The organism is Achromobacter mucicolens (assembly GCF_029866465.1).
GTDB lineage: Bacteria > Pseudomonadota > Gammaproteobacteria > Burkholderiales > Burkholderiaceae_B > Achromobacter > Achromobacter mucicolens.
In genome coordinates this window covers 746,192-766,838 of record NZ_CP123364.1, presented here as the reverse complement: position 1 = coordinate 766,838, position 20,647 = coordinate 746,192, and the positions used below count along the sequence as shown (strand labels likewise).

Sequence of the window (20,647 nt, the reverse complement as noted above, 5' to 3'; positions counted from 1 at the left end):
AAAACCTCCCAATAAATCAGGAGGTTGCGACATACTCTAAAAGTCCTACTTCAGAAGTAGCGGCTAATGGGGTCAAGTTACCGTCTGCCGCCCGGTCGATCCTTCGAGTTGGCGAGGCTTCCCGCCGGACAGGCGACCCTGGAAGTGAAAATAAACTGGTGCGTGGGACGCCAGACGGCCTCGCGGCCTCGTCCAGATCCGCGCGCGCCGGAAGAATTCAATGCAAGACGGGTCTATAGGCCGGATTCTGTACGCCAGGTTGCCCTGGCGGACGATCATTCCTCTGCGCGGATCATTGCTGAGCCGCTGTAGCCATCTACCCGCATGCTCGGACGGAGCCGCCCGTCACGGCCGTGAGGCCGCACGCATGCCTATTTGATGTTGCTCCGGATAGAGGTTGCCGCGTTTCACCCTGCGATGCCGCCGCCCGTTGCCGGTCGGCGCAATACGGAGATGGCCGTATCAGTGCGCGCAAAGCGCGCCCGCGCCGCAGTCTCGTCTCTGTGGTCCTATTCCTCAGCCGTGCCCGAGAGCGCGACCGGACGGCCGTTAGCCGTTACCCTGCCCTATGGAGTCCGGACCTTCCTCGATGAGCTCGCACCCACCGCGATCGTCCAACCCGTCTTGCAGCACGTATTCTATTACAGGCGCCCGCTCTGTCCCCCGGGGCGCCCGGCGGCAGCAAGACCGGGGCCTCGCGTTCCTGCGACAATACGCGCTGATCCGCTTAGCTGCCGCAGACACCAACAACCACATGGCCCTCGAAACTCTCATCACCCTGACCGACGTCCAGCTCGCGTATGGGCACCATCCGCTGCTCGACCATGCCGACTTCGCCATCCAGTCCGGCGAACGCATCGGCCTCATCGGCCGCAATGGCGCAGGGAAGTCCTCGCTCCTCAGGCTGCTCGACGGCCGCACGCAGCCAGACGACGGCTCGATCGCCCGCAGCTCCAGCCTGCGCGTGGCCACCGTCGAACAAGAGCCCGAGCTCGACGACAATGCCACGGTGTTCGATGTCGTGTGCAACACGGACGGCGACCACGAAGACTGGCAGCGCCCCTCGCGCGCGCGCGCCGTCATCGAAAAGCTGGGCCTGCCCGCCGATGCGCAGATCGCGGGATTGTCCGGCGGCACCCGCAAGCGCGTCGCCCTCGCCCGCGCCTTGATCGACGAACCGGATCTGCTGCTGCTCGACGAACCCACCAACCATCTGGACTTCGAAGGCATTGCCTGGCTCGAAGACATGCTGCGCGCCTGGAAAGGCGCCGCGGTCATCATCACCCACGACCGCCGCTTCCTGGATGCCGTCACCACCCGCATTGTCGAACTCGACCGCGGCCGTCTCTTGAGCTTTCCCGGCAATTTCTCGCAATGGCAGGAGCGCAAGGCGCAGTGGCTGGAGTCCGAGCGGCTGGAGCAGGCGCGTTTCGACAAACTGCTGGCACAGGAAGAAGTCTGGATCCGCAAGGGCGTGGAAGCGCGCCGCACGCGCAATGAAGGCCGAGTGCGCCGCCTGGAAAGCCTACGTGTGCAGCGCGCCGAACGCCGCGAGCGCGTTGGCAACGTATCGCTGGCGCTGGCCGAAGGCCAACGGTCCGGCAAGCTCGTGGCGGAACTCGAGCACGTCAGCAAGCGGTTCGGCGACAAGATCGTGGTCGACGACTATTCCACAACCCTGCTGCGCGGCGACCGCATTGGCATCATCGGACCCAATGGCGCAGGCAAGACCACTTTGCTCAAACTCATTCTGGGCGAACTGCAACCCGACTCCGGCGCGACCCGCCTGGGCACCAACGTCGCGGTCGCTTACTTCGATCAGATGCGTGCGCAGCTGGACGAAAACGCCTCGCTCGTCGACATCATCAGTCCGGGTAGCGAATGGGTCGAGATCGGCGGGGTGCGCAAGCACGTGATGACCTATCTGGGCGATTTCCTGTTTTCGCCGGCACGCGCTGGCTCGCCCGTGCGCAGCCTGTCGGGCGGCGAACGCGCGCGCCTGTTGCTGGCGCGGCTCTTTGCGCGCCCCGCCAACGTGCTGGTGCTGGACGAGCCCACCAACGACCTGGACATCGAAACGCTGGAACTGCTGGAAGAGCTGCTGCAGGAATATGCCGGCACCGTGCTGCTGGTCAGCCATGACCGCGCCTTCCTCAACAACGTGGTGACTCAGACCATCGCCTACGAAGGCGACGGCCACTGGCGCGATTACGTGGGCGGTTACGACGAGTGGGTTTCACAGCGCCCCGCGCCCGCCACGCCGCAGACCGACGCCGACAAGACTGCCAAGTCCGCCGACGACAATGCCGCTCGTGCGAAGGCCGCGCGCCCCAAGCCTGCGAAGGCGGGCAAGATCAACGCCTGGGACCTGCGCGAACTCGAAGGCCTGCCTGACGCGATCGCCGCGCTCGAGGCCAAGCAGGCGGAACTGGCGGGCAAGCTGGCAGACGGCAGTCTCTATCGCGACGCGCCGGACGAGGTCGAGCGCATCAACGGCGAACTGGCCAAACTGGAAGCCGAACTCGAAGAGAAATTCGCACGCTGGGAACTGCTCGAAGCGCGGCGCGACGGCACACTCTGACAGCACCGCTATATATAGATGGGCCGCTCGGCGGCCCAAAAAAAGGGTGAACGGCAAGCCGCTCACCCCTTTTCACGTCGGCTCCAGCCGCAAGGCCCTCAAACGTGGGCGCGCCACTCCAGCGCTTCGCCGGCGGCAAGGGGGACGAGCGTCGTATTGCCGAACGCCAGTTCCTGAGGCACCTGGTAAGTTTCACGCGACAGCGTCAACGTGCCGGTGTTGCGAGGCAGACCATAGAAATCCGGACCATGAAAGCTGGCAAACCCTTCCAGCTTGTCGAGCTTGCCTGCCGCTTCGAACGCGGTGGCATACAGCTCCATTGCATGCAGCGCGGTGTAGCAACCCGCGCAGCCGCAGGCATGTTCCTTCAGACCACGCGCGTGCGGCGCACTATCCGTTCCCAGGAAAAAGCGCGGACTGCCGCTGGTTGCTGCCTCGACCAACGCAAGGCGGTGCGTCTCGCGCTTGAGAATCGGCAGGCAATACCAATGAGGCCGCACACCGCCCTGGAAGATCGCATTGCGGTTGTAAAGCATATGCTGCGGCGTGATCGTCGCGGCAATCGGACCTTCCGCATCGCGCACGTACTCGGCGCCTTCCTTCGTCGTGATGTGCTCGAACACCACCTTCAATGCCGGAAACGCGCGCCGCAACGGCTTCATCACGCGCTCGACAAAAATGGCCTCGCGGTCGAAGACGTCAATCGACGGATCCGTCACTTCCCCATGCACGAGCAACGGCATCCCACACTTCTGCAAGGCTTCCAGCGCCTTGGTGCACTTGCCCAGCAAATCGGTCACGCCCGCGTCCGAGTTGGTCGTGGCGCCCGCGGGATACAGCTTGACCGCATAGACGTGGCCCGATGCATGCGCGCGCACGATCTCTTCGGCCGGCGTGTTGTCAGTCAGGTAAAGCGTCATCAAGGGCGTGAACGAATCCGGGTTGACGCCCGTCTTCGCAAGCGCTTCCAGAATGCGGTCGCGATAGGCCAACGCCTGCTCCGTCGTCGTGACCGGTGGCTTCAGGTTAGGCATGATGATGGCGCGGGCAAACTGGCGCGCCGTATCGGCAACCACCGCTTCAAGCGCCGCGCCGTCGCGCAAATGCAGATGCCAGTCGTCGGGACGGGTGATGGTGAGTTGAGTCGTGCTTTGAGTAGACATGGAAGGCTTCTTAATCTGCCAGAGGCATGCCCCGTTCGGCCAGTGCGCAGAACATCGCGCTGCCCAGGGGAATGACGGCATCGTTGAAATCGAAATGCGGGTTGTGCAGCAAGCAGCCGGAATCGGCCCCGCCCTGGCCAAGACGGAAATAGGCGCCCGGCTTGGCCTGCAACATGAACGAAAAGTCTTCGGAACCCATCGAGGGTACCAAATCGCGCACCACGTTTTCCTTGCCGATCATCTCGGTTGCGATGTCGGCCACCAAATTGGCGTGCTGAGGAGTGTTCAGGGTCGCGGGGTAGATGCGCTCGTAGACCACTTCGGCGGTGCCGCCGAACGCACCGGCAATTGCGCTCACTAGCTCCCGCATGCGCGTCTCGACCATTTCCTGGACCGACTTGCGGAATGTCCGCACCGTGCCCACCATCCGCGCTTCGCGCGGAATCACGCTCATCGCGCCGGGGTGGCCGGCTTGCACCGAACCGATCGACAGCACCGCCGAATCCAGCGGGTTCACGTTGCGCGACACGATCGTCTGCAACGCCGTGATGATCTGACCCGCGATGGTCACCGGATCGATCGTCTGATAAGGATGCGCCCCGTGTCCGCCTCGACCTGTGATCAGGATCTCGAAGCGATCGGCAGCCGCCATCATCGGCCCCGGGTTGATGCCGATGGTGCCCGGTTTCAGGCCCGGCCAGTTGTGCAAGGCGTAGATTGCATCGCACGGAAAGGTGTCAAACAGGCCGTCCTCAAGCATGGCGCGTGCCCCGCCGCGCCCTTCTTCCGCTGGTTGAAAGATCAACACGGCCGTGCCATCAAAATTGCGCGTCTGCGCCAGGTACTTGGCCGCGCCGATCAACACCGCCGTATGGCCGTCGTGACCGCAGCCGTGCATGAGTCCCGGCTTGGTCGACTTGTGCCCGAACGTGTTGTCCTCGGTCATGGGCAACGCGTCCATGTCGGCGCGCAATCCGATCATGCGGCCGCTGTCGCACCGTTTGCCACGGATCACGCCCACCACACCGGTCTTGCCGATCCCGCGGTGCACCTCGATGCCCAACGCTTCCAGCGCACCGGCGACGATGCCCGACGTGCGGACTTCTTCAAAACCCAATTCCGGATGAGCATGCAAATCGCGCCGAAGCGCCGTCAATTCGTCATGAAAAAGCCGAATCGATTCCAACGGAGAACGTGCGTACATAGGACGTTACAGAATGACGTGATAGAGGGGACGGTCGGTGCATTTTAGTTGCTACAGAGGATAAATGCCTTTGTCTTTACTGGAGAGACACGTTATGCTCCGGCCGCAGGACAATTTTTCCAACAGCCAGAGAAGGAGCGCCGCATTATGGCCACAACCTCCAAACCCGCGACCGCGCGCAAGCCGAACGCTGCATTCATGAAGCCGCTGACCCCCAGCGCCGAATTGGCCGCTGTCATCGGCTCGGAAGCCGTGCCGCGTACCGAGGTCACCAAGAAGATCTGGGAATACATCAAGAAGCACAACCTGCAAGATGCCAGCAACAAGCGCAACATCAACGCCGATGCCAAGCTGCGCCCGATCTTCGGCAAGGATCAGGTCACGATGTTCGAACTGACCAAACTGGTCAACGCACATCTGAAGTAAGCAGGCAAAGGGCGTACGGCGTACGTCCCTGCCTTTGGATTGTCGCGACGCCCTGGCTTCAGGCCGGGCGAGCTCAACGCCACCAAGCAAGCCCCCCTCGCAGTGCCTCATCGCCACGTTCGTGGATATTCCCGCTTGAATTGAAAAGCCAGTTCGCCTGGTCTGACGTGCCGCTGCATGCCTGCACGCCGCGCTTCCTTACCCGCGTCACCAACTGCGCTCATGCCGCACGCCGACAGACACACGAGGCGCCGCTGAACGCGCTACACGGCGCCCTCGCCGACCGCAAGACCAAGCCGCGCTGGCGCACCGCCAGCCATCGTGTCACGCCGGCGCCCGCAGCTATCCCGCACCGCAGCTTGACACCGCGTCACATCGAAGCTCGACGCACTCACGGCAACGACACCTCAACGACACCTCAACGACGTATCCACAGCCTTGCCGCTGATCGCACCCTGAAGGTGGGCAGCTGGTGGGCATCACCCCACACGCTCATGCCATGCAAAAAGGCCGGCATCGCTGCCGGCCTTTCCAGCGGTACTACCAGTACTCACGCGTAAGACGTGGGCGCGCCACCTTCCAGCAACGACAGCCAGCCACGAATCAGGCGATAGAGCACCCACACGATGGTTGCGGCCACGCCAATCCATCCGATGAAGATGAGGGTCGCGATCCCGCTGATGGCCAGCCACAGCAACGCCCACCAGAACGTGCGCAGAAGCCAGTCAAAATGAGCGGCGTACACGGTGCCTGCGGCGTCCGATCGCTTGAGATACATGAGCACCACAGCCGCAATCGTGGCGATGCCCAGAAATCCACTCGTCAGAAAGCCCAAGGCATACAAGCCATAGGCCACGTGGGTCAACGTGCGAAGGTCCAATGTCGTACCGGGCACGGGGGTCTGGGGTTCACTCACGATAACGCTCCAACGAATTGACTCGAACAATCTTACCGCACAAAGCCACCCCACCCACGGCCGTTGTTATTTGTGCACATCCAACATTGGCGCGGCTCGCAGGCCGACTGGAGCGCCAAAGACAAAGCCCCACCGGATACCGGTGGGGCTTTGAGGATAAGAGCTTGACGATGACCTACTTTCACAGACGTCCGTCCACTATCATCGGCGCAAAGGCGTTTCACTGTCCTGTTCGGGATGGGAAGGAGTGGGACCACCTTGCTATGGTCGTCAAGCGTGACTGCTTGAGCAGTTGACACAACGGTCAACCGTTCGAATCTGGGGTACTGCAACGCGAACCTGACGCCCGCTTGTACTAAAAGGTTCGCAGCTCTCGCCGCAACCCACCTCTTGCCGCAACCGGCAGGGCTCTCACTAAAGACAAAACCCCGCAGGGGATACCTGCGGGGTTTTGAGCAATAAAAGCCTGACGATGACCTACTTTCACAGACGTCCGTCCACTATCATCGGCGCAAAGGCGTTTCACTGTCCTGTTCGGGATGGGAAGGAGTGGGACCACCTTGCTATGGTCGTCAGGCGTAACTGGTTGAGCAGCTGCGGGTTAGGCAACGGCTCCAATCTTGGAAGAAGCGCAACGCGTGGCGATCAGAGCTTGGGGCTCGATGATCAGCGCACGGTGGGGTGTAATTGTGTTGGCTGGCTGCTGACGGTGCAGCCAGTATTTTGTATTGAACGACACTTGGAACGCTATATCACTAGGTCATAACCATCAGTGTTATAGGATCAAGCCTCACGGGCAATTAGTATCGGTTAGCTTAACGCATTACTGCGCTTCCACACCCGACCTATCAACGTCCTGGTCTCGAACGACCCTTCAGGGGGATCAAGTCCCCGGGATACCTAATCTTCAGACGAGTTTCCCGCTTAGATGCCTTCAGCGGTTATCTCTTCCGTACTTAGCTACCCGGCAATGCCATTGGCATGACAACCGGTACACCAGAGGTACGTCCACTCCGGTCCTCTCGTACTAGGAGCAGGCTCCGTCAAGTATCCAACGCCCACGGCAGATAGGGACCAAACTGTCTCACGACGTTTTAAACCCAGCTCACGTACCTCTTTAAATGGCGAACAGCCATACCCTTGGGACCGGCTACAGCCCCAGGATGAGATGAGCCGACATCGAGGTGCCAAACACCGCCGTCGATATGAACTCTTGGGCGGTATCAGCCTGTTATCCCCAGAGTACCTTTTATCCGTTGAGCGATGGCCCTTCCATTCAGAACCACCGGATCACTATGTCCTGCTTTCGCACCTGTTCGACTTGTCAGTCTCACAGTCAAGCACGCTTATGCCATTGCACTATCAGCACGATTTCCGACCGTACCTAGCGTACCTTCGAACTCCTCCGTTACACTTTGGGAGGAGACCGCCCCAGTCAAACTGCCCACCATGCACTGTCCCCGATCCGGATAACGGACCAAGGTTAGAACCGCAAACAAACCAGGGTGGTATTTCAAGGATGGCTCCACGTGATCTAGCGACCACGCTTCAAAGCCTCCCACCTATCCTACACAGGCCGGTTCACAGTCCAATGCAAAGCTACAGTAAAGGTTCATGGGGTCTTTCCGTCTAGCCGCGGGTAGATTGCATCATCACAAACACTTCAACTTCGCTGAGTCTCAGGAGGAGACAGTGTGGCCATCGTTACGCCATTCGTGCAGGTCGGAACTTACCCGACAAGGAATTTCGCTACCTTAGGACCGTTATAGTTACGGCCGCCGTTTACCGGGGCTTCGATCAAGAGCTTGCACCCCATCACTTAACCTTCCGGCACCGGGCAGGCGTCACACCCTATACGTCGACTTTCGTCTTTGCAGAGTGCTGTGTTTTTAATAAACAGTCGCAGCCACCGATTCTCTGCGACCCCATCATGCTAAGCGCGCAGGCGCTTCACACTACCGGGGTATACCTTCTCCCGAAGTTACGGTATCAATTTGCCGAGTTCCTTCTCCTGAGTTCTCTCAAGCGCCTTGGAATATTCATCCCGTCCACCTGTGTCGGTTTGCGGTACGGTCTCGTACAGCTGAAGCTTAGAGGCTTTTCTTGGAACCACTTCCGATCACTTCGCAAGCAATGCTCGCTCGTGCCATACCCTTGATTTACGCGCCCGGATTTGCCTAAGCGCCATCTTCGATACAGCAACAGGGACATCCAACACCCTGATGATTTTCCGCGATCCGTCCCCCCATCGCACTGTACGACGGTGCTGGAATATTAACCAGCTTCCCATCAGCTACGCATCTCTGCCTCGCCTTAGGGGCCGACTCACCCTGCGCCGATGAACGTTGCGCAGGAAACCTTGGACTTACGGCGAGGGGGCTTTTCACCCCCTTTATCGCTACTCATGTCAGCATTCGCACTTCTGATACCTCCAGCAGCCTTTACAAGCCACCTTCGCAGGCTTACAGAACGCTCTCCTACCGCGTGCACTAAAAGTGCACACCCGCAGCTTCGGTTTATCGCTTAGCCCCGTTACATCTTCCGCGCAGGACGACTCGATCAGTGAGCTATTACGCTTTCTTTAAAGGATGGCTGCTTCTAAGCCAACCTCCTGACTGTCTATGCCTTCCCACTTCGTTTCCCACTTAGCGATAATTCGGGACCTTAGCTGGCGGTCTGGGTTGTTTCCCTCTTGAGTCCGGACGTTAGCACCCGGTGCTCTGTCTCCCAAGCTGTACTTGCGGGTATTCGGAGTTTGCCATAGTTTGGTAAGTCGCCATGACCCCCTAGCTATAACAGTGCTCTACCCCCCGCAGTAATACTTGAGGCACTACCTAAATAGTTTTCGGAGAGAACCAGCTATTTCCAGATTTGTTTAGCCTTTCACCCCTATCCACAGCTCATCCCCTAATTTTTCAACATTAGTGGGTTCGGTCCTCCAGCACGTGTTACCGTGCCTTCAACCTGGCCATGGATAGATCATCTGGTTTCGGGTCTACACCCAGCGACTAAATCGCCCTATTCGGACTCGCTTTCGCTACGGCTTCCCTATTCGGTTAACCTTGCCACTGAATGTAAGTCGCTGACCCATTATACAAAAGGTACGCAGTCACCCCACAAGGAGGCTCCTACTGTTTGTATGCATACGGTTTCAGGATCTATTTCACTCCCCTTCCGGGGTTCTTTTCGCCTTTCCCTCACGGTACTGGTTCACTATCGGTCGATCACGAGTATTTAGCCTTGGAGGATGGTCCCCCCATCTTCAAACAGGATTTCACGTGTCCCGCCCTACTTGTCTTACGCTTAGTTCCACACACAGAATTTCGTCTACAGGGCTATCACCTGCTACGGCCGGACTTTCCATTCCGTTCGACTATCCTGCGCGCTAAAACGTAAAGGCTCATCCGATTTCGCTCGCCACTACTTTCGGAATCTCGGTTGATTTCTTTTCCTCGAGCTACTGAGATGTTTCAGTTCACCCGGTTCGCTTCCACTAGCCTATGTATTCAGCTAGGGATACTGCATTGCTGCAGTGGGTTTCCCCATTCGGATATCTGCGGATCAAAGCTTGTTTGCCAGCTCCCCGCAGCTTTTCGCAGGCTACTACGTCCTTCATCGCCTGTGATCGCCAAGGCATCCACCATATGCACTTAGTCGCTTGATCCTATAACGCTGTAGGCTATAGGACCTGAGTATTAGCGTTTGTGCCGTTCATAAGTTTCAAAGCAGTCTGAGGTTTATCACCCCAGTCTTGAGAACTTGGAACAAAAAATAATGCAATCACAACCCATGCCCATCTTCATCAGCAACGCTGATTACTTGATGAACACATTTTCGTTGTGCTTCTTCCAGATTGTTAAAGAACAAATATAGCTGTTGGGTAAAACCCAACTCATAACGTCGTGACTGACGACACTATGAGTTGGCCTCTACATCGCCACCGGCGATCAATGAGAATCAATGGTGGAGGTGAACGGGATCGAACCGATGACATCCTGCTTGCAAAGCAGGCGCTCTCCCAGCTGAGCTACACCCCCATATTTCGCTTGCCGCGAAATACCTGGTGGGTCTGGTTGGATTCGAACCAACGACCCCCGCCTTATCAAGACGGTGCTCTAACCGACTGAGCTACAGACCCAAAACCTTCTCGGATCAGTAGTCAGGAAGCTGAAGACCTAGGGAAGATTCCCTCGACCCAAGCCTACAACTGATCCCAGCTATATCAAACAACCGATAAGAGTGGACGCTTAACACGAGCACGTAAGCTCTGAAAGGAGGTGATCCAGCCGCACCTTCCGATACGGCTACCTTGTTACGACTTCACCCCAGTCATGAATCCTACCGTGGTAATCGCCCTCCTTACGGTTAGGCTAACTACTTCTGGTAAAACCCACTCCCATGGTGTGACGGGCGGTGTGTACAAGACCCGGGAACGTATTCACCGCGACATGCTGATCCGCGATTACTAGCGATTCCGACTTCACGCAGTCGAGTTGCAGACTGCGATCCGGACTACGATCGGGTTTCTGGGATTGGCTCCCCCTCGCGGGTTGGCGACCCTCTGTCCCGACCATTGTATGACGTGTGAAGCCCTACCCATAAGGGCCATGAGGACTTGACGTCATCCCCACCTTCCTCCGGTTTGTCACCGGCAGTCTCATTAGAGTGCCCTTTCGTAGCAACTAATGACAAGGGTTGCGCTCGTTGCGGGACTTAACCCAACATCTCACGACACGAGCTGACGACAGCCATGCAGCACCTGTGTTCCGGTTCTCTTGCGAGCACTACCAAATCTCTTCGGCATTCCAGACATGTCAAGGGTAGGTAAGGTTTTTCGCGTTGCATCGAATTAATCCACATCATCCACCGCTTGTGCGGGTCCCCGTCAATTCCTTTGAGTTTTAATCTTGCGACCGTACTCCCCAGGCGGTCAACTTCACGCGTTAGCTGCGCTACCAAGGCCCGAAGGCCCCAACAGCTAGTTGACATCGTTTAGGGCGTGGACTACCAGGGTATCTAATCCTGTTTGCTCCCCACGCTTTCGTGCATGAGCGTCAGTGTTATCCCAGGAGGCTGCCTTCGCCATCGGTGTTCCTCCGCATATCTACGCATTTCACTGCTACACGCGGAATTCCACCTCCCTCTGACACACTCTAGCTCGGTAGTTAAAAATGCAGTTCCAAAGTTAAGCTCTGGGATTTCACATCTTTCTTTCCGAACCGCCTGCGCACGCTTTACGCCCAGTAATTCCGATTAACGCTTGCACCCTACGTATTACCGCGGCTGCTGGCACGTAGTTAGCCGGTGCTTATTCTGCAGGTACCGTCAGTTTCCCGGGGTATTAACCCGGAACGTTTCTTTCCTGCCAAAAGTGCTTTACAACCCGAAGGCCTTCATCGCACACGCGGGATGGCTGGATCAGGGTTTCCCCCATTGTCCAAAATTCCCCACTGCTGCCTCCCGTAGGAGTCTGGGCCGTGTCTCAGTCCCAGTGTGGCTGGTCGTCCTCTCAAACCAGCTACGGATCGTCGCCTTGGTGAGCCGTTACCCCACCAACTAGCTAATCCGATATCGGCCGCTCTAATAGTGCAAGGTCTTGCGATCCCCTGCTTTCCCCCGTAGGGCGTATGCGGTATTAGCTACGCTTTCGCGTAGTTATCCCCCGCTACTAGGCACGTTCCGATACATTACTCACCCGTTCGCCACTCGCCACCAGACCGAAGTCCGTGCTGCCGTTCGACTTGCATGTGTAAGGCATCCCGCTAGCGTTCAATCTGAGCCAGGATCAAACTCTTCAGTTTAATCTCTGTATTTGTTTCGTATTCTTGGTCTGAATAAATTCAAACCAGGTCATACGTCGCTACTCAAAGGAAGTGAGGTATGTTCTTAAACTTGACGTCTAAGGTACTTCACTTCTAGTGAGCACTTGATTTCTTGTGCTTGCGATAAGGCCGAAACCCAATCGCTGCACTCGCATCAAGCGCCCACACTTATCGGTTGTTTAATTGTTAAAGAGCGGTACTGCTAAATTCTGTACTACTGGTTTCTGCCCTCAACTTCGGCTAACTTCGCTTTTGCGTCGTCGCCGTCGTTGCAGCAGAGAAACGAGATTATGAAGAAGTTTTTATCGCTTGTCAAGTCAGCTTCGCTTTTTGCTCTACGCAGTTGCGTCGCTTGCTTGCGGCGACCTCTTCAGGTCTCGCCAGGACTTTCGTCCTGCCCTAGCAGCTATCGAAATGTCAGGACAAACCCTGATCTTTCGGTAGCAGCCAAGCCCGACACTATATCACCATTTTTGCAGCGATTGCAACCGGCTTCTGCCTAATTTGCACTCTGCCCTGCATCGCCGCCGAGCTGGAGAATCTCCTTCGGCTGCATGGAACATAGGTTCTCACTAAAAACAAACCCCCACAGGCTTACCTGTGGGGGTTTGCGCAATAAAAGCCTGACGATGACCTACTTTCACAGACGTCCGTCCACTATCATCGGCGCAAAGGCGTTTCACTGTCCTGTTCGGGATGGGAAGGAGTGGGACCACCTTGCTATGGTCGTCAGGCGTAACTGGTTGAGCAGTTGCGGGTTAGGCAACCGCTCCAATCTTGGAAGAAGCGCAACGCGTGGCGATCAGAGCCTGGGGCTCGATGATCGGCGCACGGTGGGGTGTAATTGTGTTGGCTGGCTGCCGACGGTGCAGCCAGTATTTTGTATTGAACGACACTTGGAACGCTATATCACCAGGTCAATAACCATCAGTGTTATAGGATCAAGCCTCACGGGCAATTAGTATCGGTTAGCTTAACGCATTACTGCGCTTCCACACCCGACCTATCAACGTCCTGGTCTCGAACGACCCTTCAGGGGGATCAAGTCCCCGGGATACCTAATCTTCAGACGAGTTTCCCGCTTAGATGCCTTCAGCGGTTATCTCTTCCGTACTTAGCTACCCGGCAATGCCATTGGCATGACAACCGGTACACCAGAGGTACGTCCACTCCGGTCCTCTCGTACTAGGAGCAGGCTCCGTCAAGTATCCAACGCCCACGGCAGATAGGGACCAAACTGTCTCACGACGTTTTAAACCCAGCTCACGTACCTCTTTAAATGGCGAACAGCCATACCCTTGGGACCGGCTACAGCCCCAGGATGAGATGAGCCGACATCGAGGTGCCAAACACCGCCGTCGATATGAACTCTTGGGCGGTATCAGCCTGTTATCCCCAGAGTACCTTTTATCCGTTGAGCGATGGCCCTTCCATTCAGAACCACCGGATCACTATGTCCTGCTTTCGCACCTGTTCGACTTGTCAGTCTCACAGTCAAGCACGCTTATGCCATTGCACTATCAGCACGATTTCCGACCGTACCTAGCGTACCTTCGAACTCCTCCGTTACACTTTGGGAGGAGACCGCCCCAGTCAAACTGCCCACCATGCACTGTCCCCGATCCGGATAACGGACCAAGGTTAGAACCGCAAACAAACCAGGGTGGTATTTCAAGGATGGCTCCACGTGATCTAGCGACCACGCTTCAAAGCCTCCCACCTATCCTACACAGGCCGGTTCACAGTCCAATGCAAAGCTACAGTAAAGGTTCATGGGGTCTTTCCGTCTAGCCGCGGGTAGATTGCATCATCACAAACACTTCAACTTCGCTGAGTCTCAGGAGGAGACAGTGTGGCCATCGTTACGCCATTCGTGCAGGTCGGAACTTACCCGACAAGGAATTTCGCTACCTTAGGACCGTTATAGTTACGGCCGCCGTTTACCGGGGCTTCGATCAAGAGCTTGCACCCCATCACTTAACCTTCCGGCACCGGGCAGGCGTCACACCCTATACGTCGACTTTCGTCTTTGCAGAGTGCTGTGTTTTTAATAAACAGTCGCAGCCACCGATTCTCTGCGACCCCATCATGCTAAGCGCGCAGGCGCTTCACACTACCGGGGTATACCTTCTCCCGAAGTTACGGTATCAATTTGCCGAGTTCCTTCTCCTGAGTTCTCTCAAGCGCCTTGGAATATTCATCCCGTCCACCTGTGTCGGTTTGCGGTACGGTCTCGTACAGCTGAAGCTTAGAGGCTTTTCTTGGAACCACTTCCGATCACTTCGCAAGCAATGCTCGCTCGTGCCACACCCTTGATTTACGCGCCCGGATTTGCCTAAGCGCCATCTTCGATGCAGCAACAGGGACATCCAACACCCTGATGATTTTCCGCGATCCGTCCCCCCATCGCACTGTACGACGGTGCTGGAATATTAACCAGCTTCCCATCAGCTACGCATCTCTGCCTCGCCTTAGGGGCCGACTCACCCTGCGCCGATGAACGTTGCGCAGGAAACCTTGGACTTACGGCGAGGGGGCTTTTCACCCCCTTTATCGCTACTCATGTCAGCATTCGCACTTCTGATACCTCCAGCAGCCTTTACAAGCCACCTTCGCAGGCTTACAGAACGCTCTCCTACCGCGTGCACTAAAAGTGCACACCCGCAGCTTCGGTTTATCGCTTAGCCCCGTTACATCTTCCGCGCAGGACGACTCGATCAGTGAGCTATTACGCTTTCTTTAAAGGATGGCTGCTTCTAAGCCAACCTCCTGACTGTCTATGCCTTCCCACTTCGTTTCCCACTTAGCGATAATTCGGGACCTTAGCTGGCGGTCTGGGTTGTTTCCCTCTTGAGTCCGGACGTTAGCACCCGGTGCTCTGTCTCCCAAGCTGTACTTGCGGGTATTCGGAGTTTGCCATAGTTTGGTAAGTCGCCATGACCCCCTAGCTATAACAGTGCTCTACCCCCCGCAGTAATACTTGAGGCACTACCTAAATAGTTTTCGGAGAGAACCAGCTATTTCCAGATTTGTTTAGCCTTTCACCCCTATCCACAGCTCATCCCCTAATTTTTCAACATTAGTGGGTTCGGTCCTCCAGCACGTGTTACCGTGCCTTCAACCTGGCCATGGATAGATCATCTGGTTTCGGGTCTACACCCAGCGACTAAATCGCCCTATTCGGACTCGCTTTCGCTACGGCTTCCCTATTCGGTTAACCTTGCCACTGAATGTAAGTCGCTGACCCATTATACAAAAGGTACGCAGTCACCCCACAAGGAGGCTCCTACTGTTTGTATGCATACGGTTTCAGGATCTATTTCACTCCCCTTCCGGGGTTCTTTTCGCCTTTCCCTCACGGTACTGGTTCACTATCGGTCGATCACGAGTATTTAGCCTTGGAGGATGGTCCCCCCATCTTCAAACAGGATTTCACGTGTCCCGCCCTACTTGTCTTACGCTTAGTTCCACACACAGAATTTCGTCTACAGGGCTATCACCTGCTACGGCCGGACTTTCCATTCCGTTCGACTATCCTGCGCGCTAAAACGTAAAGGCTCATCCGATTTCGCTCGCCACTACTTTCGGAATCTCGGTTGATTTCTTTTCCTCGAGCTACTGAGATGTTTCAGTTCACCCGGTTCGCTTCCACTAGCCTATGTATTCAGCTAGGGATACTGCATTGCTGCAGTGGGTTTCCCCATTCGGATATCTGCGGATCAAAGCTTGTTTGCCAGCTCCCCGCAGCTTTTCGCAGGCTACTACGTCCTTCATCGCCTGTGATCGCCAAGGCATCCACCATATGCACTTAGTCGCTTGATCCTATAACGCTGTAGGCTATAGGACCTGAGTATTAGCGTTTGTGCCGTTCATAAGTTTCAAAGCAGTCTGAGGTTTATCACCCCAGTCTTGAGAACTTGGAACAAAAAATAATGCAATCACAACCCGTGCCCATCTTCATCAGCAACGCTGATTACTTGATGAACACATTTTCGTTGTGCTTCTTCCAGATTGTTAAAGAACAAATGTAGCTGTTGAGTAAAACCCAACTGATAGCGCTGCAAGCAGCGCTATCAGTTAGTTTCTACGCCAGCTACAACAAACAACCGATAAGAGTGGACGCTTAACACGAGCACGTAAGCTCTGAAAGGAGGTGATCCAGCCGCACCTTCCGATACGGCTACCTTGTTACGACTTCACCCCAGTCATGAATCCTACCGTGGTAATCGCCCTCCTTGCGGTTAGGCTAACTACTTCTGGTAAAACCCACTCCCATGGTGTGACGGGCGGTGTGTACAAGACCCGGGAACGTATTCACCGCGACATGCTGATCCGCGATTACTAGCGATTCCGACTTCACGCAGTCGAGTTGCAGACTGCGATCCGGACTACGATCGGGTTTCTGGGATTGGCTCCCCCTCGCGGGTTGGCGACCCTCTGTCCCGACCATTGTATGACGTGTGAAGCCCTACCCATAAGGGCCATGAGGACTTGACGTCATCCCCACCTTCCTCCGGTTTGTCACCGGCAGTCTCATTAGAGTGCCCTTTCGTAGCAACTAATGACAAGGGTTGCGCTCGTTGCGGGACTTAACCCAACATCTCACGACACGAGCTGACGACAGCCATGCAGCACCTGTGTTCCGGTTCTCTTGCGAGCACTACCAAATCTCTTCGGCATTCCAGACATGTCAAGGGTAGGTAAGGTTTTTCGCGTTGCATCGAATTAATCCACATCATCCACCGCTTGTGCGGGTCCCCGTCAATTCCTTTGAGTTTTAATCTTGCGACCGTACTCCCCAGGCGGTCAACTTCACGCGTTAGCTGCGCTACCAAGGCCCGAAGGCCCCAACAGCTAGTTGACATCGTTTAGGGCGTGGACTACCAGGGTATCTAATCCTGTTTGCTCCCCACGCTTTCGTGCATGAGCGTCAGTGTTATCCCAGGAGGCTGCCTTCGCCATCGGTGTTCCTCCGCATATCTACGCATTTCACTGCTACACGCGGAATTCCACCTCCCTCTGACACACTCTAGCTCGGTAGTTAAAAATGCAGTTCCAAAGTTAAGCTCTGGGATTTCACATCTTTCTTTCCGAACCGCCTGCGCACGCTTTACGCCCAGTAATTCCGATTAACGCTTGCACCCTACGTATTACCGCGGCTGCTGGCACGTAGTTAGCCGGTGCTTATTCTGCAGGTACCGTCAGTTTCCCGGGGTATTAACCCGGAACGTTTCTTTCCTGCCAAAAGTGCTTTACAACCCGAAGGCCTTCATCGCACACGCGGGATGGCTGGATCAGGGTTTCCCCCATTGTCCAAAATTCCCCACTGCTGCCTCCCGTAGGAGTCTGGGCCGTGTCTCAGTCCCAGTGTGGCTGGTCGTCCTCTCAAACCAGCTACGGATCGTCGCCTTGGTGAGCCGTTACCCCACCAACTAGCTAATCCGATATCGGCCGCTCTAATAGTGCAAGGTCTTGCGATCCCCTGCTTTCCCCCGTAGGGCGTATGCGGTATTAGCTACGCTTTCGCGTAGTTATCCCCCGCTACTAGGCACGTTCCGATACATTACTCACCCGTTCGCCACTCGCCACCAGACCGAAGTCCGTGCTGCCGTTCGACTTGCATGTGTAAGGCATCCCGCTAGCGTTCAATCTGAGCCAGGATCAAACTCTTCAGTTTAATCTCTGTATTTGTTTCGTATTCTTGGTCTGAATAAATCCAAACCAGGTCATACGTCGCTACTCAAAGGAAGTGAGGTATGTTCTTAAACTTGACGTCTAAGGTACTTCACTTCTAGTGAGCACTTGATTTCTTGTGCTTGCGATAAGGCCGAAACCTAATCGCTGCACCCGCATCAAGCGCCCACACTTATCGGTTGTTTAGTTGTTAAAGAGCGGTACTGCTAAAACCTCAAATCGCGGCGCTGATTTCTCAGCGCTTAGCGACTATCGAAACGTCAGGGTAAACCCTAATTTTTCGACAACCGCCAAGCCCTCTACTATAACACAGCTTTTGCAGATTGTGCAACCGGCCTCTGCCTGATTTGCATCCTATCTTGCAACCCCGCTTGTTTTGCAAGCGGCTTCGGAAAGCCGAAGGCTGGTTACCGCAAGGTGGCTGAAGTTCAGTTTCAGGGTAAACCCTGATTCATCATCACCAGCCAAGCCCAACACTATAGCACAATTTTTGCAGATCTTGCAACTGGCTTCTGCCTGATTTGCGTCGATCTTTGCAATAACCGCTTGGCGCCGTTTCCAGCTGCTTTTGCGGCAGACCTGCCCTTGGTCCGGCCTGTTGCACTTGCTTGGCTTCGCTGTCGAAACTGCGTGAGCAGCGAAGGAGCGAGACTATAGCACAGAAATTCTGCGTGTGTGGCCAGCATGACACCCATTTTGCAGAAATATGATTCTTTTCGGGGACGCACCGCGATCAGCCTGCGGGGCGGCCCTCCTTCGCTCCTCTATATATAGGGAGGTGACTCCAGGCCCCTCTATATATACGTGGTTGCGAGCCGGTGCGATCACAACCCGCCCGTCCAGGCTGGGCAAGACCGGAGCGAGCGGTGCCGACCGACTGGCATGCAACATCCCGCCGCTTCAACGGCCAGGGCCGGCAGGAGCACCGCACCGCGCTATCTATATACGAAGCTCCGTCGTTTCCTTGATCTGCTGCAGGGCGAAGAACGAGCGCATGTCCACGACTGCAGGGTGGCGCATGAGCGTGTCCATGGCGAAGCGCGAGAAGTGCGCTAGGTCGGCGACCTGAATGCGCATCAAGTAGTCCATGTCGCCCGACATGGCGTAGCACTCGACGACCTCCGGCCACAACTGGACGTCGCGCGCGAAGTCGCTCATGGGCGCGTGACTGGAGCCGCTGTGCTTATTCAGTCGGATGTTCACATAAGCGAGCAGCCCCAGCCCGACCTTGGCCGCATCGATGAGCGCCACGTATTTCTTGATGAAGCCCTGCTCTTCCAGGCGCCGCACCCGGCGCAAGCAGGGGCTGGGAGACAGGGAGACGCGGTCCGCCAGTTCCTGGTTGCTGAGGCGCCCGTCCCGTTGCAGCTCGGCAAGAATCCTTAGATCTGTCCTATCGAGCTCAATTGCAGACATTTTCAACCCCATGATCACAATATTGGGCAATATTATTGCCGAAACCACGTGCTTTTGCGCCATGTTTGCAATTGTCTGCCCACCCTTCCTACCTACAATCTGCGTCTAGACTTGAAGAACAAGTCGTCCACTTAAAACATGCAAGGGAGCAGACTTATGAGCAGCGCTTTCCAACCCTGGGACAACCCGATGGGCACCGCCGGGTTCGAGTTCATTGAATATGCCGCGCCGGACCCCGCCGCGCTGCGCAAGGTGTTTGAACTGCTGGGATTCAAGGCCATTGCCAAGCATCGCCACAAGGACGTGACCCTGTACCGTCAAGGCGGCGTGAATTTCCTGATCAACGCCGAGCCCGATTCCTTTGCCCAGCGCTTTGCCCGTTTGCACGGCCCTTCGATCTGTGCGATTGGCTTTCGCGTGCAGGACGCCAATGCCGCCTACAAGCGCGCGCTGGAACTGGGCGCCTGGGGTTTCGACTCCCATAGCGGCCCGATGGAACTGAACATCCCCGCGATCAAGGGCATCGGCGATTCGCTGATCTATCTGGTGGACCGCTGGGCCGGCAAGGAAGGCCACGGCGGCATTGGCGACATCAGCATCTATGACGTGGACTTCATCCCGCTGGATCCGGCCAACGCGCAGACCGACGTCAACTGGCGCGGCGCGGGTCTGACGTTGGTGGACCACCTGACGCACAACGTGCACAAGGGCCGCATGGCCGAGTGGTCGGAATTCTACGAGCGCCTGTTCAACTTCCGCGAAGTGCGGTACTTCGACATCGAGGGCAAGGTGACGGGGGTGAAGTCCAAGGCGATGACCTCGCCTTGCGGCAATATCCGCATTCCCATCAACGAGGAAGGCACCGACGAGAAGGGCCAGATTCAGGAGTACCTGGATCTGTACCGCGGCGAGGGCATTCAGCATATCGCCATGGCGACCGATGACATTTATGCCACGGTGGAAGCGCTGCGCAAGACCGGCGTCGTGTTCCTGGACACGCCGGAGACCTACTACGAACTGCTGGATCGGCGCCTGCCGAACCACGGTGAGGACGTGGCGCGCCTGCAGAAGAACCGCATCTTGCTGGACGGCGCGCCGGGTGGCGGACTGCTGCTGCAGATCTTTACCGAAAACCAGATCGGCCCGATCTTTTTCGAGATCATTCAGCGCAAGGGCAATGACGGCTTTGGCGAGGGCAACTTCAAGGCCCTGTTCGAATCGATCGAGCTGGACCAGATGCGCCGCGGTGTTTTGAAGACCGTGGAATAACGCTTGAAGACAAGCGCCTGGCGTGCGTCGACATAGCCTGTTCAAACCCCGCCGAGTGGCGGGGTTTTTCTTTGAGCGCGCGTCGAGCTGCCACGCGCCGCATCGGGAAAAGCACCGCGCGGGGAAAGACCCCGCATGAAAAAAGGCCCCGCAGCG

Annotated in this window: 7 protein-coding genes, 2 tRNA genes, 7 rRNA genes and 1 other RNA gene; 3 read left to right on the top strand and 14 right to left on the bottom strand. The window is 56.5% G+C overall.

The features are described 5' to 3' along the window. Positions 1 to 220: 220 nt before the first annotated feature. Positions 221 to 626: RNase P RNA component class A (rnpB, locus tag QEP15_RS03475), an RNA gene on the bottom strand. A 128-nt stretch (positions 627 to 754) separates the two neighbouring features. Here rnpB and QEP15_RS03470 point away from each other — a divergent pair. Further along, the gene (locus QEP15_RS03470; protein WP_280148433.1) at positions 755 to 2,581 is read left to right on the top strand and encodes an ATP-binding cassette domain-containing protein; all 1,827 of its coding nucleotides are present in this window, start codon (positions 755 to 757) and stop codon (positions 2,579 to 2,581) included. Positions 2,582 to 2,679: 98 nt separating this feature from the next. On the opposite strand, the gene pyrC is transcribed toward QEP15_RS03470, so the two are convergent. After that, positions 2,680 to 3,759, bottom strand: coding sequence for a dihydroorotase (pyrC, locus tag QEP15_RS03465; protein WP_152385416.1), 1,080 nt, complete (start codon positions 3,757 to 3,759; stop codon positions 2,680 to 2,682). Beyond that, positions 3,755 to 4,948 (bottom strand): M20 aminoacylase family protein, encoded by a 1,194-nt coding sequence (locus QEP15_RS03460; RefSeq protein ID WP_056569330.1) that lies wholly within the window; start codon positions 4,946 to 4,948, stop codon positions 3,755 to 3,757. Before QEP15_RS03460 ends, pyrC begins: the two co-directional genes overlap by 5 nt. Before the next feature lie 147 nt (positions 4,949 to 5,095). Here QEP15_RS03460 and QEP15_RS03455 point away from each other — a divergent pair, with 147 nt between their 5' ends. Next, complete coding sequence (locus QEP15_RS03455; protein ID WP_006217453.1) at positions 5,096 to 5,374, top strand: SWIB/MDM2 domain-containing protein; 279 nt, start codon at positions 5,096 to 5,098, stop codon at positions 5,372 to 5,374. Positions 5,375 to 5,924: 550 nt separating this feature from the next. Here the strand turns inward: QEP15_RS03455 and QEP15_RS03450 are convergent. From QEP15_RS03450 to QEP15_RS03400, 11 genes are all read right to left on the bottom strand, one after another. Continuing rightward, the gene (locus tag QEP15_RS03450) at positions 5,925 to 6,290 is read right to left on the bottom strand and encodes a DUF4870 family protein (RefSeq protein WP_056320734.1); all 366 of its coding nucleotides are present in this window, start codon (positions 6,288 to 6,290) and stop codon (positions 5,925 to 5,927) included. 162 nt (positions 6,291 to 6,452) lie between these two features. Then, positions 6,453 to 6,565 (bottom strand): 5S ribosomal RNA (gene rrf / locus QEP15_RS03445). 189 nt (positions 6,566 to 6,754) lie between these two features. Then, positions 6,755 to 6,867 (bottom strand): 5S ribosomal RNA (rrf, locus tag QEP15_RS03440). Between the two features lie 202 nt (positions 6,868 to 7,069). Continuing rightward, positions 7,070 to 9,954, bottom strand: a 23S ribosomal RNA gene (locus QEP15_RS03435). Between the two features lie 297 nt (positions 9,955 to 10,251). Continuing rightward, a tRNA-Ala gene (locus tag QEP15_RS03430) sits at positions 10,252 to 10,327 on the bottom strand. A 24-nt stretch (positions 10,328 to 10,351) separates the two neighbouring features. Next, positions 10,352 to 10,428 (bottom strand) — tRNA-Ile (locus QEP15_RS03425). A gap of 132 nt (positions 10,429 to 10,560) precedes the next feature. Then, positions 10,561 to 12,091: ribosomal RNA gene (locus QEP15_RS03420) — 16S ribosomal RNA — on the bottom strand. A gap of 642 nt (positions 12,092 to 12,733) precedes the next feature. Continuing rightward, positions 12,734 to 12,846 (bottom strand): 5S ribosomal RNA (gene rrf, locus QEP15_RS03415). Positions 12,847 to 13,049: 203 nt separating this feature from the next. Then, positions 13,050 to 15,934 (bottom strand): 23S ribosomal RNA (locus QEP15_RS03410). A 324-nt stretch (positions 15,935 to 16,258) separates the two neighbouring features. After that, positions 16,259 to 17,789 (bottom strand): 16S ribosomal RNA (locus tag QEP15_RS03405). Together the 16S, 23S and 5S rRNA genes with 2 tRNA genes alongside form the textbook arrangement of a ribosomal RNA operon. Positions 17,790 to 18,745: 956 nt before the next feature. Next, positions 18,746 to 19,222, bottom strand: coding sequence for an Lrp/AsnC family transcriptional regulator (locus QEP15_RS03400; RefSeq protein WP_056327939.1), 477 nt, complete (start codon positions 19,220 to 19,222; stop codon positions 18,746 to 18,748). 156 nt (positions 19,223 to 19,378) lie between these two features. On the opposite strand from QEP15_RS03400, the gene hppD reads away from it, so the two are divergent. Further along, a complete protein-coding gene (hppD, locus tag QEP15_RS03395; protein WP_062840947.1) occupies positions 19,379 to 20,491 on the top strand; it encodes a 4-hydroxyphenylpyruvate dioxygenase in 1,113 nt (370 codons plus the stop codon). The last annotated feature ends 156 nt before the right edge of the window (positions 20,492 to 20,647 follow it).

Coding starts and splice junctions, on each gene's coding strand:
- hppD (WP_062840947.1), top strand. CDS start 19,379: ATGAGCAGCGCTTTCCAACCCTGGGACAACCCGATGGGCACCGCCGGG.
- QEP15_RS03400 (WP_056327939.1), bottom strand. CDS start 19,222: ATGTCTGCAATTGAGCTCGATAGGACAGATCTAAGGATTCTTGCCGAG.
- QEP15_RS03455 (WP_006217453.1), top strand. CDS start 5,096: ATGGCCACAACCTCCAAACCCGCGACCGCGCGCAAGCCGAACGCTGCA.
- QEP15_RS03460 (WP_056569330.1), bottom strand. CDS start 4,948: ATGTACGCACGTTCTCCGTTGGAATCGATTCGGCTTTTTCATGACGAA.
- QEP15_RS03470 (WP_280148433.1), top strand. CDS start 755: ATGGCCCTCGAAACTCTCATCACCCTGACCGACGTCCAGCTCGCGTAT.